Annotated in this window: 12 protein-coding genes and 1 pseudogene; 7 read left to right on the forward strand and 6 right to left on the reverse strand. The window is 61.1% G+C overall.

The features are described 5' to 3' along the window. Positions 1-56: 56 nt before the first annotated feature. The gene (locus N1F91_RS01865) at positions 57-824 is read right to left on the reverse strand and encodes an SDR family oxidoreductase (protein ID WP_289989719.1); all 768 of its coding nucleotides are present in this window, start codon (positions 822-824) and stop codon (positions 57-59) included. 100 nt (positions 825-924) lie between these two features. Then, entirely contained in the window at positions 925-2,271 is a 1,347-nt protein-coding gene (locus tag N1F91_RS01870; protein WP_289989722.1) for an EAL domain-containing protein, read from the reverse strand. Positions 2,272-2,464: 193 nt separating this feature from the next. On the opposite strand from N1F91_RS01870, the gene gshB reads away from it, so the two are divergent. The 3 genes and pseudogenes from gshB to N1F91_RS01885 all read left to right on the forward strand — a co-directional run. Further along, positions 2,465-3,406: a glutathione synthase gene (gene gshB, locus N1F91_RS01875; protein ID WP_289989723.1), complete on the forward strand. Its 942-nt coding sequence runs from the start codon at positions 2,465-2,467 to the stop codon at positions 3,404-3,406. A gap of 105 nt (positions 3,407-3,511) precedes the next feature. Further along, positions 3,512-5,302, forward strand: coding sequence for a mechanosensitive ion channel domain-containing protein (locus N1F91_RS01880; RefSeq protein WP_289989725.1), 1,791 nt, complete (start codon positions 3,512-3,514; stop codon positions 5,300-5,302). Between the two features lie 65 nt (positions 5,303-5,367). Next, positions 5,368-5,469: pseudogene (locus tag N1F91_RS01885) on the forward strand (ATP-binding protein); the annotation flags it as partial. A gap of 169 nt (positions 5,470-5,638) precedes the next feature. Here the strand turns inward: N1F91_RS01885 and N1F91_RS01890 are convergent. Then, on the reverse strand, positions 5,639-7,363 hold the full coding sequence (locus tag N1F91_RS01890) for a hypothetical protein (RefSeq protein ID WP_289989727.1): 1,725 nt from the start codon (positions 7,361-7,363) through the stop codon (positions 5,639-5,641). A gap of 785 nt (positions 7,364-8,148) precedes the next feature. Here N1F91_RS01890 and N1F91_RS01895 point away from each other — a divergent pair. Next, positions 8,149-8,475 (forward strand): PilZ domain-containing protein, encoded by a 327-nt coding sequence (locus tag N1F91_RS01895; protein WP_289989728.1) that lies wholly within the window; start codon positions 8,149-8,151, stop codon positions 8,473-8,475. Positions 8,476-8,694: 219 nt separating this feature from the next. Further along, complete coding sequence (locus tag N1F91_RS01900) at positions 8,695-8,892, forward strand: hypothetical protein (RefSeq protein WP_289989731.1); 198 nt, start codon at positions 8,695-8,697, stop codon at positions 8,890-8,892. A gap of 43 nt (positions 8,893-8,935) precedes the next feature. On the opposite strand, the gene N1F91_RS01905 is transcribed toward N1F91_RS01900, so the two are convergent. Beyond that, a complete protein-coding gene (locus N1F91_RS01905; RefSeq protein WP_289989733.1) occupies positions 8,936-9,160 on the reverse strand; it encodes a hypothetical protein in 225 nt (74 codons plus the stop codon). 718 nt (positions 9,161-9,878) lie between these two features. Here N1F91_RS01905 and N1F91_RS01910 point away from each other — a divergent pair. Then, positions 9,879-11,642: a recombinase family protein gene (locus tag N1F91_RS01910; RefSeq protein WP_289989734.1), complete on the forward strand. Its 1,764-nt coding sequence runs from the start codon at positions 9,879-9,881 to the stop codon at positions 11,640-11,642. Positions 11,643-11,659: 17 nt separating this feature from the next. Here the strand turns inward: N1F91_RS01910 and N1F91_RS01915 are convergent, their stop codons facing one another. Then, complete coding sequence (locus N1F91_RS01915; RefSeq protein ID WP_289989771.1) at positions 11,660-12,001, reverse strand: hypothetical protein; 342 nt, start codon at positions 11,999-12,001, stop codon at positions 11,660-11,662. Positions 12,002-12,164: 163 nt separating this feature from the next. On the opposite strand from N1F91_RS01915, the gene N1F91_RS01920 reads away from it, so the two are divergent. After that, entirely contained in the window at positions 12,165-12,500 is a 336-nt protein-coding gene (locus tag N1F91_RS01920; protein ID WP_289989735.1) for a helix-turn-helix transcriptional regulator, read from the forward strand. Between the two features lie 171 nt (positions 12,501-12,671). On the opposite strand, the gene N1F91_RS01925 is transcribed toward N1F91_RS01920, so the two are convergent. Continuing rightward, a complete protein-coding gene (locus N1F91_RS01925; protein WP_289989737.1) occupies positions 12,672-12,854 on the reverse strand; it encodes a hypothetical protein in 183 nt (60 codons plus the stop codon). Between the last annotated feature and the right edge of the window lie 162 nt (positions 12,855-13,016).

A 13,016-nucleotide genomic window follows, 5' to 3' on the forward strand; every position in this document is an offset into this window, starting at 1 on the left:
GATCCGTCTCTCCTCCCGACAGTGTTCTCTTTGCCGCCCGCCGTCCCCGTCGCCGTTCAGACGCTCCCGGCATCGACGATCAGGGTCTGCGCCGTCATCGCCCGCGAGGCTTCCGAAGCGAGGAACAGGCAAGGTCCGACCATGTCCTCCGGCTGGATCTCGATCTTCAGGCACTGGCGGTCGATATGGGCTTTCAGCGCCTCCTCCGTCACCCAGAGCGCCCGCTGGCGCTCCGTCAGCACCCAGCCCGGCGCGATGGCGTTGACGCGGATGCCGAACGGGCCGAGCGCGCCGGCCAGTCCCTTGGTCAGGCCGACGACCCCGCCTTTCGCGGCCGTGTAGGAGGGGAAGCCGCCGCCATTGATCATGAAGGCGGTCGAGGTGAAGTTGACGATCGCACCCCGGCCGACAGCCTTCATGCCCGGCGTCACCGCCTGCACCGCAAAGAACTGGTGGCGCAGGTTGATCGCCTGGTTCTCGTCCCAGAACTCCGGCGTCACGTCTTCGATCGCGTGGCGGGTGTCGAGCGCGGCATTGTTGACCAGAACCCCGACCGGCCCGTTCTGGTGCCCGGCCATGTCGGCCGCTTCGCGCAATGCGCCGGGATCGCGCAGATCGGCGTGCAGGAACAGCGCCTCGCGACCGGTCTCCGCCTCCAGGCGACGGCAGAGGTCGCGGCTGGCGCGGTCGGCGATGTCGATGAAGGCGACGCGAGCGCCCTGCCGCAGGAAGCCCTCCGTGAGGCAGGCGCCGATGCCCGTGCCGCCGCCGGTGATCAGGACCGATGCGTCAGCCAGGTCCGGAAAGCGCAGGTCCACCGTCATGCCGGCCTCCTCTTGCCCGCTTGCCTCTCTTCGTATGGGAGATTGTGTGCGGGCCGGCAAGACCCCGCACGACGACCGGGCCGCGCGAGGTGCCGGAATCCTATGCTTGGGCCGTGCGGGCGCTGGCGGCGTAGCCGTGCACATGCGCCGCCGTCGCTTCGGCGCGCATCGGCCGGCCGAAGAAATAGCCCTGGCCCTTCTGGCAGCCGAAGAAGGCCAGCCGCGCGGCCTGCTCCTCGCATTCGATGCCTTCGGCGACGACGTCCTTTTCCAGCCCGTCGCACATCGCCAGGATGGCGCGCACGATATGCTGCGTCGGCTGGTCGGTCAGCATGGCGGCAACGAAGGACTGATCGATCTTGATCGTGTCGAAATGCAGCTGCCGCAGCCTTCCGAGGCTCGATTGCCCGGTTCCGAAATCGTCGAGCGCGATGTGGATGCCGGCTGCCCGAAGATCTTCGACGATCTTTTCGGCCGATGCCGGTTCGCACATCATGCCGGACTCGGTGATCTCGATCTGCAGGCGGTTCGGCGGCAGACCTGTCTCCTTCAGGATCGACAGCACCTGCTCGCTCGTGTTCTGGTCGACGAGTTGCGAGGGCGAGAGGTTGAAGGACAGGTAGACCTCCACCGGCCAGTCGACCGCGGCACGCGCGGCCTTGCGCAGCAGCACCTGCGAAAGCTGCCCGATGATGCCGCGTTCCTCGGCGATCGGGATGAACTCACCCGGCGAGACGACACCGAGGTCGCGGTCGGTCCAGCGCGCCAGCGCCTCGCAGCCGAGCACCCGCCGGGTCGAGAGGCTGACGATCGGCTGGAACCACGGCTCCACTTCGCCCGCCGCCACCGCCCGCCGCAGCGCCTGCTCGATCAGGGTGACGCGCCGCGCCTTCTCCTCGATCTCCTGCGAATAGACCACGACCTTCCCGCGCCCGGCGCGCTTGGCGTCGTAGAGCGCCGTCTCGGCCTTGCGGATCAGGTCCTCGGCACCTTCGGCGGCGGTGAAATAGAGTGCGCAGCCGATCGATGCCGACAGGCGCGCGCTGCGCTCGCCGAGATCGTAGGGCGCCGACAGCACCTCGATCAGGATCCGCGCCTGTTCGCCCGCCGCCGCCTCGCTGAACGTCAGCGGCAGCAGGAAACCGAATTCGTCGGCGCCAAGCCGCACGATGGTGCAGCGCGAATCGAGCGCCGCCCTCAGCCGCATCGCCGCCTGACGCAGGATCTCGTCGCCGGACGCCATGCCGAAGAGGTCGTTGACCGGCTTGAACCCGTCGAGGTCGACGATGCCGACGACGAACGGCGCCGGGTCCGATGCCCGGTCGGCGATGAGCCTGCGGATCTTCGCCAGGAAGCGCCGGGTGTTGCCGAGACCGGTGAGCATGTCCGTCAGGCCGACGTCCGACGCCTCCTCCGGTCTTTCGATGTCAAGCGCTGCCGTTCTCATCCGATCAGGAGCCATTCCGCGACTGCGACGCACCATGGACGAGAACCGTTTAGGAAGCGTGTAGCGGACAAGCCCCGGCGATCGTCGGCGCTGCGCATCGTGCTTCCCTTTGGGCCAGGGCTGCTTGCGCATTGGCATCCCTGCGGCTTTTGTCTACATGGCTCAGCCGAAGCCTGTCTCCGGAGGATGCTCCATGTCGCTCAGAATAGCCGTGCAGATGGACCACGTCGCAACCGTTTCGATCGCGGGCGACACCACGTTCGCGCTGTCGCTTGAAGCGCAGCGGCGCGGCCACGAGCTGTTCCACTATACCCCCGACAAGCTCTCGCTGCGCGACGGCAAGGCGTTCGCATGGGCCGAACCGATGCAGGTGCGCGACGTCCGCGGCGACCACTATTCGCTTGGCGAACAGCAGCGGCTCGACCTGACCGAGGTTGACGTTGTCCTGCTGCGCCAGGACCCGCCCTTCGACATGAACTACATCACCACCACGCACATCCTGGAGCGCATCCACCCGAAGACGCTGGTCGTCAACGACCCGGCCTGGGTGCGCAACAGCCCGGAGAAGATCTTCGTCACCGAGTTTCCGGATCTGATGCCGGAGACGCTGATCACCAAGGATCCGCGCGAGGTGGCCGCCTTCCGCAAGGAATTCGGCGACATCATCGTCAAGCCGCTCTACGGCAATGGCGGCGCCGGCATCTTCCACCTGGCCGAGGCCGACCGCAATCTCGCCTCGCTGCTCGAGATGTTCGGCCAGATGTTCCGCGAGCCCTACATCGTCCAGCGCTACCTGAAGGACGTGCGCAAGGGCGACAAGCGCATCATCCTGATCGACGGCGAGCCGGTGGGCGCCATCAACCGCGTGCCCTCCGAGACCGATTCGCGCTCCAACATGCATGTCGGCGGCCGCGCCGAGGCGACCGAGCTCACCAACCGCGAGCACGAGATCTGCGCCCGCATCGGCCCGTCGCTGCGCGAGCGCGGCTTCCTGCTGGTCGGCATCGACGTGATCGGTGGCTATCTCACCGAGATCAACGTCACCTCGCCGACCGGCGTGCGCGAGGTGCAGAAGTTCGGCGGCGCCGACATCGCGGCGCTGTTCTGGGACGCGGTGGAGGAGAAGGTCGGCTGACCGGCGGCCGCCAAAGGTAGTCATCGCCCGCGACAGGCCTAAGTCTGGTACGAGCCGCGGGTTTCGTCCCGTCGGTATCGACGAACCAGGACGGGATTGCAGGCGATGACGGTGCTGAAACGAGCCCTCCTGGCGGTCTGCATCATTTTCGCCGGTTCCTGGCTCGGTGCCGCGACGGCGCAGCAGGATGACGGCACGCGCCGCACCTTCGAGGTCGAGGCTCTGAACATCGGTCTCCTCCCGGCGCCGCAGATCGACCGCGAGACGCCGCAGGCGGCTGTGGAGAGTTTCCTCTTTCACAGCAGCGGCGGTGATTTCGACCGTGCCGCCCACCTGCTCGACCTTTCCAGGATCGATCCCGCCCGCCAGAGCGAGATCGGCCCGATGCTGGCCCGCCAGCTGGACGAGCTCATCGACCGCAAGGTCTGGATCGACTGGAACGAACTGCCCGACCGGCCCGACGGGCTCGACCCCAGCGCCGGCTCGAACGACCCCCTGGCGGGCGAACCACGCCGTTCCATCCGTCTGGCGCTGATCGACCTTGACGGGCGCCCCGTGCCGATCCGCCTCTCGCGCCTGAAGCCGCCGGACGGCGATCCGGTCTGGCTGTTCTCGGCGCAGACGGTGGACAATGTGCCCGCGCTCCACGCCAAGTATGGCGCGACCGCCTTCGAAAGGGGCCTGCCGGGATGGGCCAAGAGGACTGTCCTGGCCGGTCTGGCCCTGTGGGAGGTGGTGTTCCTGCCGCTGCTGCTCGCCACGGCGGCACTGCTGGGCTTCGGACTCTACCGCGCAGCGAAGGGGATCGGAAAGCGGCTGCAGCCGGGCGTGACTGGCGAACTCGCCGCCGCGCTTGCGGTTCCGCTCTCGCTGATCGCGTCCGGCGCGCTGGCGTTGTCGGCGACCGGAACGCTCTTCGTCTTTTCGGTGTCGATCGACACCTTCGTGAAGCCGCTGCTCCTGTTCCTGCTGCTCGGCGGCGCGCTCCTGATCCTGGTCCGCATCATCGACGTGGTGATCGAGCATGGCCTGACCGAGGACGTGGCCGACCTCGAGAAGCCGGACAACGAATCGACGCGCGACTTCCAGACCAATCTCTCCGCGTTCCGGCGGATCGGCCTCGTCATCGTGCTGATCTTCTTCATCGGCCTTGTCTTCACCCAGATGAACCTGCTCGCCACGACGGGGTTGGCGCTGGTCGGATCGGCTGGCATCCTGACGCTGGTGCTCGCCTTCGCCGCGCGCTCGGCGCTGAGCAACATCATGGCCAGCCTGCAGATCGCGCTCTCCAAGGCCGCCACGATCGGCGATTCGGTGCTGTTCGAGGGCCAGTGGTCCTATGTCGAGAAGATCAACTTCACCTTCGTCCAGCTGAAGACCTGGGACAACCGTCGGCTGATCGTGCCGGTGACCTACTTCGTTTCCGAGCCCTTCGAGAACTGGACCAAGCGGCCCGTCGCTGACCAAGGTCTTCGAGCTGCGGCTCAACCACATGGCCGACGTCGACGCCCTGCGGGACCGCTTCCGGACCTTCGTCGACGAGAACGACAAGGCGATGGACAAGGACAGCGCCAAGGTGCTGGTCATAGGGCAGGACGCCAGCGGCATGCTGGTCCGCTTCTATGCGACGGCCGCCGACCCGACCTCGGCCTGGTACATGCATTGCGAACTGCGAGAGGCGATGCTGCGGGCGGCCACCGACCTCGAGATCGGCGCACGCGAAGGCCGCCGCTTCCTCCCCGCCGAACGCGAGGTGAAGGTCGAAGACATCACCGAAGCCGCCGCGGCGCGCGGCCGTCAGCACGCAACGCCGGCAGAAGAAAAGCGCAGCTGATCTCGGCAACGAGAATGTTCACGCATTGTTCTTGCCGTCACGTCAAGCTTGTGCTTAGCTGATCTCCGGCATCGTCCTGGCGCGGCGGCGCCGTTGCTGTGCGGCAGGATCGAAAGAGGGGACCAGCATGGTTTCACGCGTGAGCACGGTTGCCTTCCAGGGCATCGAGGCGGTGCCGGTGGACGTTCAGGTGATGATCGCACCCGGCAAGGTCGGGATGCAGATGTTGAGGTGTATTAATTTGTTGCCGCTACATGGACTTTCGCTGTGAGGGAAACTGGACGGCTGCTAATCGAGCGAATTGGTTGGAGACGACGCAGTGTCACCGCTCGGTGCGTCGCCATAGCAACCTGAGAACGATTGTCCCCTCTTTGCAGCCAACTTAGCACTTCGCCAGTTTAGGAAATTGGAGCGGGTGCCAACTCTTCCCAAAGAATATAAGCGATTGACCGAGAAACGGTGTTCCATGCGCCGCCGTATGCGATCAGCATCTTTCCGGCAATCACGAGCCCGCGTGTTTCCATCGCTGTATCAAGCTCGCCGAGTTCAGCCCCTGACCGGGTATCTATTGCCACAACCCGGCCTTTGGAGTCGCAGGCGGCGATGACGTACTCTTTCAACGGTACAACCGAGATGTAGGATGCATCTCCGGGCACGGGAAGCAGGCGCACCGGGTTGCCATGTGCTGTATCCACAATCGCAACCAGCGCATCGCCGACGACGACTAGCTCCGTCTGATTGAGCTGGCACATGGCGCCGATAGGCTTGACGAAAGGAATTTCACGGTATTCATCCAAATCGGCACCATAGATACAAACGCCGTTCTCCCGCGCGACGACGATACGTCCGCCCATCGGAATTATGGACCTCACCCGCGATAGTCTTTCTCGCCGGTTGCGACGCTGCTCCTGCAACTTCTGCAAATAGTCAGGTGGCCCATGATAGTCTGGGCGGCCGCCTGGAAACCACCAGCGGTCGAGTTCACCGAAAGAATTAGCGGTGATCGCGGTTTCTACGCCCTCATAATGCTGAGCCGCTACGGCAAGGACATTGTCTCGATATCGCGATGTGCTCGTTCCTCCGCCCTTGAAACGAGGCGTCCAGACCGCAGGGCCGTTGCCCGTAGCCATCACTAGACGTCCGTCGGATAGTTCTGCCACCGAGTTCACAGTTCCTTGAGCATCAGTCGACTGGTTCGTCAGCTGGCCATTCGACGAAATGACGGTGACGCCCCCCCCGCGAACGAAAAAGGCAGCGCCACCGTTGGCCAGAGAAATGCCGCTTGTGATTGCCTTTGACGATGTACCGTTTCGGAGGGTGAGTTTGACTTCCGTAATTTCGCCGTCGTCGTTTAGGGCGTCCTGAATGAGAGCACCCACCACCTTCACGAATTTTGTGCCTGACTTGATGACGCTATCCAGCGACTTCACGATGGCCTCAGCGGAGCCAAACGATTCGTTGAGGCTCTCTGCGATGGCGCGCAAGTCAGACAGGACCCGGTCGGCCGTGGCTGTAAGAAACTGGACCGTCCCCTCGAACATCACGCGCGCATTCACCTTGACGTTGACCGCGAATGCGCTGGCGCTGAGGCGCCGTATCTGAACCCGGAGGTTCTTCATGACATTAAGGTTCACTCCATTAAGGATGTGGATGTTGATGTGCTTGTTTGTCACTGAGACATTGTTGATTACCTCATTCGACACATTGATGATGGTCTGCCCGACCGCACCCGTGGGGCTAATCTGAATTGGGCGCGTGTGCCGCTGCTCTTCGAGCACCCTATCCGCAGAAGCCACTAATGCACTTCGCGATTTCAGGTACGCCTCGGCGTCCACATAAAGGCGGTTCAAGGTATTGAGGAGTTGGGCGACCGAATGACGCCCATCCTCATCCATGTCGGCTACCTGTTCGACTACGGAATAGAGTGCTTCCCGGACAAGTATGATGCGGGCTAGATCATCGGCGTTGATGCTGTCCGGGTCTACCCCAAAGGTGTCACGCAAGCCCTCGAGTTCGGTGACGTCTATATGATCCTCGACGGGAAAATTGCCGGGGCTGGCGATGTGACGCCCAAGGTCTTCGGCGCTCTCATTTAGCCGTCGTAAGCGCTTATCTTCGTCCATCGGCTTCCCCGCTTCGCACGACTACTGGCGATTCGTGAAACCCCATATATATACGGGAAGTCGCAGCGCCGCTTGCAAAATAATGCTTCCGGGACGTGAGACAGTCCGCGATAGTGCTAATCTCGGTTGGGGGATGCCATTGCAACGTCAGCTCTCGGACGAACAAAACGTGGCGCATTGGCGGCTTTCTCAGTTCCGTCGACTATACGCGGTCGGTCCGCTCCCCCACCCTGTGAAAGTCGACCCCCTTTGATGCCAAGCGTTCGATGTTCACCACTAGGCGGGCCGAAATCCTCCCTCTCGTTTCAGCGTCTTTCCAACGCCTATCTGAATGATCCTCGCGCGATTGCGGATCATCAGCATCGACCGGGGCATCCGCTCCAGTGCGGCCACGAACGCCGCTAGCGCAACCCGCCAGTTACGGCCAGGCGCTCGGCCTCTATGAACAGATGCGGAGTTTGGCCGGTTCGCCGTTTTTCTCTTGTCCGTTGCGCAACCGATGGTGCCGCTGGACCAAAACGAGAGCCGCTTTGGCTGTAACATAAGCGGAACAGCAGCATCGGACCAGAAAAGCCGCCTGTTCTGTTCGAAACCGCTCGCGGTCAAAATGCGCTAAATTCATCTTCATAGCGAGAAGTATCTCGCAAGGCGATCTAAACAGAGCAGTCGCCAGCGCTTCCGCTGGGTCGCAAGATTTCGATAAAATTCGAATATTTACAGTAAGGATTGAGCAAGCCGCCTCCACCTAGCGTTTCAGTGTCAACTAATAAAGCTGGGAGGATTTTATGATCGTTGACCGACGGGGGCTAACTCGGTTCCGGTGCCGAATTCGAGTCCAAATCCGTGTGCGAAACAACTTGTATCAGGGGTACGCCCTCGACATTTCTGAAGAAGGAATGCGCATTTCGACGGATACCGTGGTGGACATTTGGACCGGCGACGATGTCGAGGTCGAGAGTGAAGAGCTTGGGATGATCATCGGCCGAACGCTTTGGCGTGAACCAGGAGAATTCGGGATCAAGTTCGAAGAGTCGACAAACACGGCCGCGAAGGTCAACCACATAAGGAAGTACTTTGGCCCGCCGATCGAGGATAGGACCCGTGCCGCTTAGTTCGCGTTTCCAGACATTAAATCGTGCTTGCGGGAGATCTGCCAATGAGGAAGTCGGCGACGATCGACGGAGGGGGGGGAGTGGTAAACCGTCGCCGACTTTGCCACTTTGGCTAGAGTGAACGTACCGGCCAACTTTCGGTTCCATCGGCGACGCCAACCAGCCTGTCTCCTTCTCTTCATCGATTGCTATCTACCGGCCCGCATGCCACCATAAACGATGGGCAAGCAACTGGATTGCAAACGGTGCGGCACCATCGCACTGGAAATTTCTGATGAGGTTGTGGAAAGCTCGCCAATTAGTTGCAGTAGCTGCGGAGCCTACATGGGCACGTGGGGCGACCTGCAGGACAATTTCGACAAGCAGGTAAACGTCGGTGCTTTCGATCTTGAGGACGGGAATATCCGGGAGCATTGATCGGCTGCGCATCTTGGTGTCGCCTGCTTCGCAACTCTGGGGACTACACCAATCGATGCACTTCGATCGCTAAGGCGACGACGGCAACTTTGCAGTGACCTACGCGGATGGTGACCCCTTTCGTCTTTGGCAGGGCGTTCGCGCGCCCCGCCATCAACGCCATGGTGGAAGCAGCCAAGCTCACAGCCTCATCTAGCGAGCCGAGTTGAACACCTTCGTCGTCAGGTTCCTCGCTGTCATGGAAGTCGAAGTAGAAGCGATTCATCATGGCGTCCGGCATATCTTTTTCGGGGCTTGCGTCCTCTGCTCAAACCTCAGGTGATTCAATTGTTCGCCGAATGATGGCGCAGCGGCGCTCTGCCGTCGTAGCCACGCACAGTGGCCGCCTTGCGCTTCACCTGCGCGTAGCGCTCGCTTCGGAGGCCAGGCGACCAATGCTGCACATGGCGTGATTTGCCGCGGGAGGGGCGTGCCTCCCGCGCACCGCGCCGCCACTCCCATGGCTCGACGAATCGCCCTGCCACATTCCTGCGGGGGTTGGTCTCGCTTCGACCTGATCCGCGGCATAGGCGCCGCGGCTGTACCGGGACCAGTCGGTAGCAGTCGCCGACGAAGCGGCGATAGCGATCCCATTAATCGGATTTCTGTTACATAGGAGCTTCGGCAAACTCTCTCGAAAGTTCGATGAATTCGCTCTCAACTTCTGACATTGGCGGTATCGTTCAAAGGTAGGTGTCGACAGCCTCTCGGATGCGGTTCATTCTATTTTGTCAATGTCGCTTCCTGAAGTGCGGCCGATAACGCTTTACGCGTAGGCGGAGGAGACGAGCTCGGTCTCCCAAACTGGGCCAATAGTGAGGGCTAGATCCAATGTACCGAGCTTCTTCAAGGTATCCCGCCACTTGGTTTCGCCATATACGGAGATGTATCGAGTCGCCGAATCTCGACTGTTGTCCCGAGACGATCGGCACCGTATCTGACGGGGCATGCCAGAAGCCGCAAAACCGCTTGCCTACTCATACATCCGGATGTCGACCGACATTCAGTTGAAGGGCGACAGCCTCCGACGCCAGCAAGAGGCTTCGATCCGATATGCCGAGCAGCATGGTCTGCAATTGGTTGAGGACTTCAAGCTCGAGGATATCGGCGTATCGGCATTCACCGGTGCCAATCGGTCGTCAGGTGCGCTTGGCCGATTTCTCGAACTGACCACCGACGGCCGAATTGCCAGCGGGTCGTACCTGCTGGTGGAGTCGCTCGATCGGATCAGCCGCCAGAAGATAATGGAATCCGTTCCGCTCTTCATGGAGATCATCAGACGCGGCATCAACATCGTCACCCTTTCGGACAACCACCTGTACCGCGCGGGAGAAACCGATCTCGGAGAGCTTGTCTACTCAATCGTCGTTCTGAGCCGCGCGTACGAAGAGTCCAAGACGAAGAGCATCCGCGTCGGCGCTGCCTGGGAGAACAAGCGGCGGAACATCGCCGACAAAAAGCTGACCAAGGTCTGCCCGGCATGGCTGCGACTGGCGGACGATCGCAAGAGCTTTGCCGTGATCGAGGACCGGGTGGAGGTGGTTCGCAGGATCTTTGAGGACGCGGAAAAGGGGATGGGCTCGTACGCCATCGCTCGCCGGCTAAACCTCGCATGTGTTCCAACGTTTTCGAAATCAAATGGATGGCACGAGTCGTATGTGACCAAGATCCTCACCAATCGGTCGGTCATAGGGGAGTTTCAGCCGCATCGGTACGACGACAGCGGGAACCGAATTCCACACGGGGAGCCGATCGCGGACTACTTTCCTGCCGTGGTGACAGAGGATCAGTTCCTCCGAATCCAAGCTGCGAGACGGGTGAGGCGCGTCGAGGGTGCTGGCCGAAAGGGACCGGAGTACCGGAACCTGTTCACCAAAATCGCCAAGTGCGAGTACTGCGGTTCCCCGATGCGTTTCGTCCACAAGGGGGTTCCACCCAAAGGTGGCCAGTATCTGAAGTGTACCAACGCCGTTCGCAACCTGGGATGCGAAACGAAAGGATGGAAGTATGCCGACTTCGAGGCATCGTTCCTCTACTTTGTACGGGAAATCGATCTGGCTGGTGTCCTCCAGGCCGCTGCTGACAAGTCGGAGCGTGATGCATTCGAGCAGAAGCTCTTGGCTCTGGACGAGAAAATCCGGGAATTGGAGGCGAAGCGGGATCGGATTTTCGATCTGCTGTCGGACCCTCAGTCGACGACGGACTACGTTCGGCGGCGGTTGGCCGAATGCGAGACAGAGCTGGGGCAGTGTGGAGACGAACGCGCTCACCTGGTCGAAAAACTTGCTGACCTGGCGCAGGTGCCTGAGATCGGTTCAGCGGAGCTGATCGACCTGATTTCCGATCTTCAGAAAACCAGCGGGGAAGATGCATTCGAAAAGCGCGCGATCGTCGCCAACCGCTTGCGGACTATGATCCGGTCGCTGACGCTTGCAGTCGAAGGGACACGGCCGAAGTTCAAGAAGGCGAAGGAACTGCTGACCACCGCCGATATCGACGTTCGGGAGCGGCAGGCGATCCTGGATCATATCGAGAAAACCAGCATTGAAGCTCGGCGGTACAATCGGACATTCACGGTCGAGCTGGCTGACGGGATCACACGCCGCGTCATTCTTCAGGATGATGATCCGACACACCTGGTGGCGGAGGTCACGAACCAGTCGGGAAATGTGACGGGTTCGGACCGAGGCAGAACGCTGGAAGACTTCTGACGAAGGGCCTCCGGCGATCAATAGTAGATGGTTCGGTTCCGGAAAATGAACATCAGCAGGTAGATCGGCAGCCAGAACAGCCCGGTGAAGATCGTCAGCAGGATGTGCATCCAGTGGGGGAAGCGGCGGAGCTGCTGAGAGCCATTGCTGGATGACGACGAGGTAGACGCCGCTGCGCTCGCTGCTCCTCCGCCGGCATTCATGAACACGTGCGGCCCGCCTTGCTGCTTCTTCAGCATCTCCAGCTCACGCATTTGAGGATCGAGGATTTCGCCGCAGTGTCGGCATTTCTTCGATTTTGCGCTGATCAGCTCCGCGCAATAGGGGCACTCGATCGGACCAACCGGACTCGCTTCCATCTGATACACCTCTGCCTTTCGGACGCGACGGCGTCACGCGGCAGAAGGGATAGCCGAGCCCCCAAAGCTGATCAACAAAAATCCGTAGTAAGATACGGATGTCAAAAAATAACACGGATCATAGTCGGTTCCGCGAGATTGGGGGGCAGCGCATTGATTTGCCATGTCCGCAGTCGACAAGTTCGGTGTGATTCTCCGGGAATTGAGGAAGCAGCGCGGCCTCACGCAGGAGGAACTCGCGAGCAAAACGGGGAGATCCGTCGACGCGGTATCGCAATGGGAACGAGGCTTGGCCTGGCCCAGCTTCGAAACGCTGATTCTTCTCGGGCGAGCCCTCGAAGTTCCCGTGAAGACTTTTTTCGAGATTGCGGAGGAGCGGTCACCTGATCGGGTGCGGATGGAAGCCGCTCTTTCGGCGCTAGTAGCGAAACTCCAAGATGACGATTTGAAAGTGGCGGTGGAACAGATTTCGGTGCTGACAAATCGAAAAAGGCGATAGAGTTTAGGGAGAGCGAGATCGGTTCCCCAAGCGGGAGCGAGGCAGGAACGATCCCAGTTCAATCTGATGCGGTGGAACATCGCGGGACTCCGCCACTTCAGACGGTAGCCAATAAGCTGCAGAAGCTTATGGAGGGGCCATTCGACGGACTTCTCGCCGTGGGGATTTTTTCTATGGCGGCATCTTCCGATTGAACTCCTGCCATTGCAATTCGCTGGCATCCAGATCCAAGTAGCGCAGGCGGAACAGATTCAGCCATTCATAATCGTCCCTGCGCGACGCGGCAGATCTCATGAGCCCGATAACCTCGGAGAGCTTCCACGAAAGCAGGGTTGAACTGCCATCAGCGGTCAAGTGCGTCCGATATCCGTCAATCGCGGAAACACACGCAGCGTCTAGCCCGTCTTATTCATGACGGCGTTTTCTCAAGGCTGGCGGATGTAGCATAAGCGGTTGATTTGGCGTAGGATTCGGTTGCTTAGGCCAATCCTGCCGACAACATCGCGCGAGCCACAC

This window comes from Aquibium sp. ELW1220 (genome assembly GCF_030398385.1).
Lineage (GTDB): Bacteria > Pseudomonadota > Alphaproteobacteria > Rhizobiales > Rhizobiaceae > Aquibium.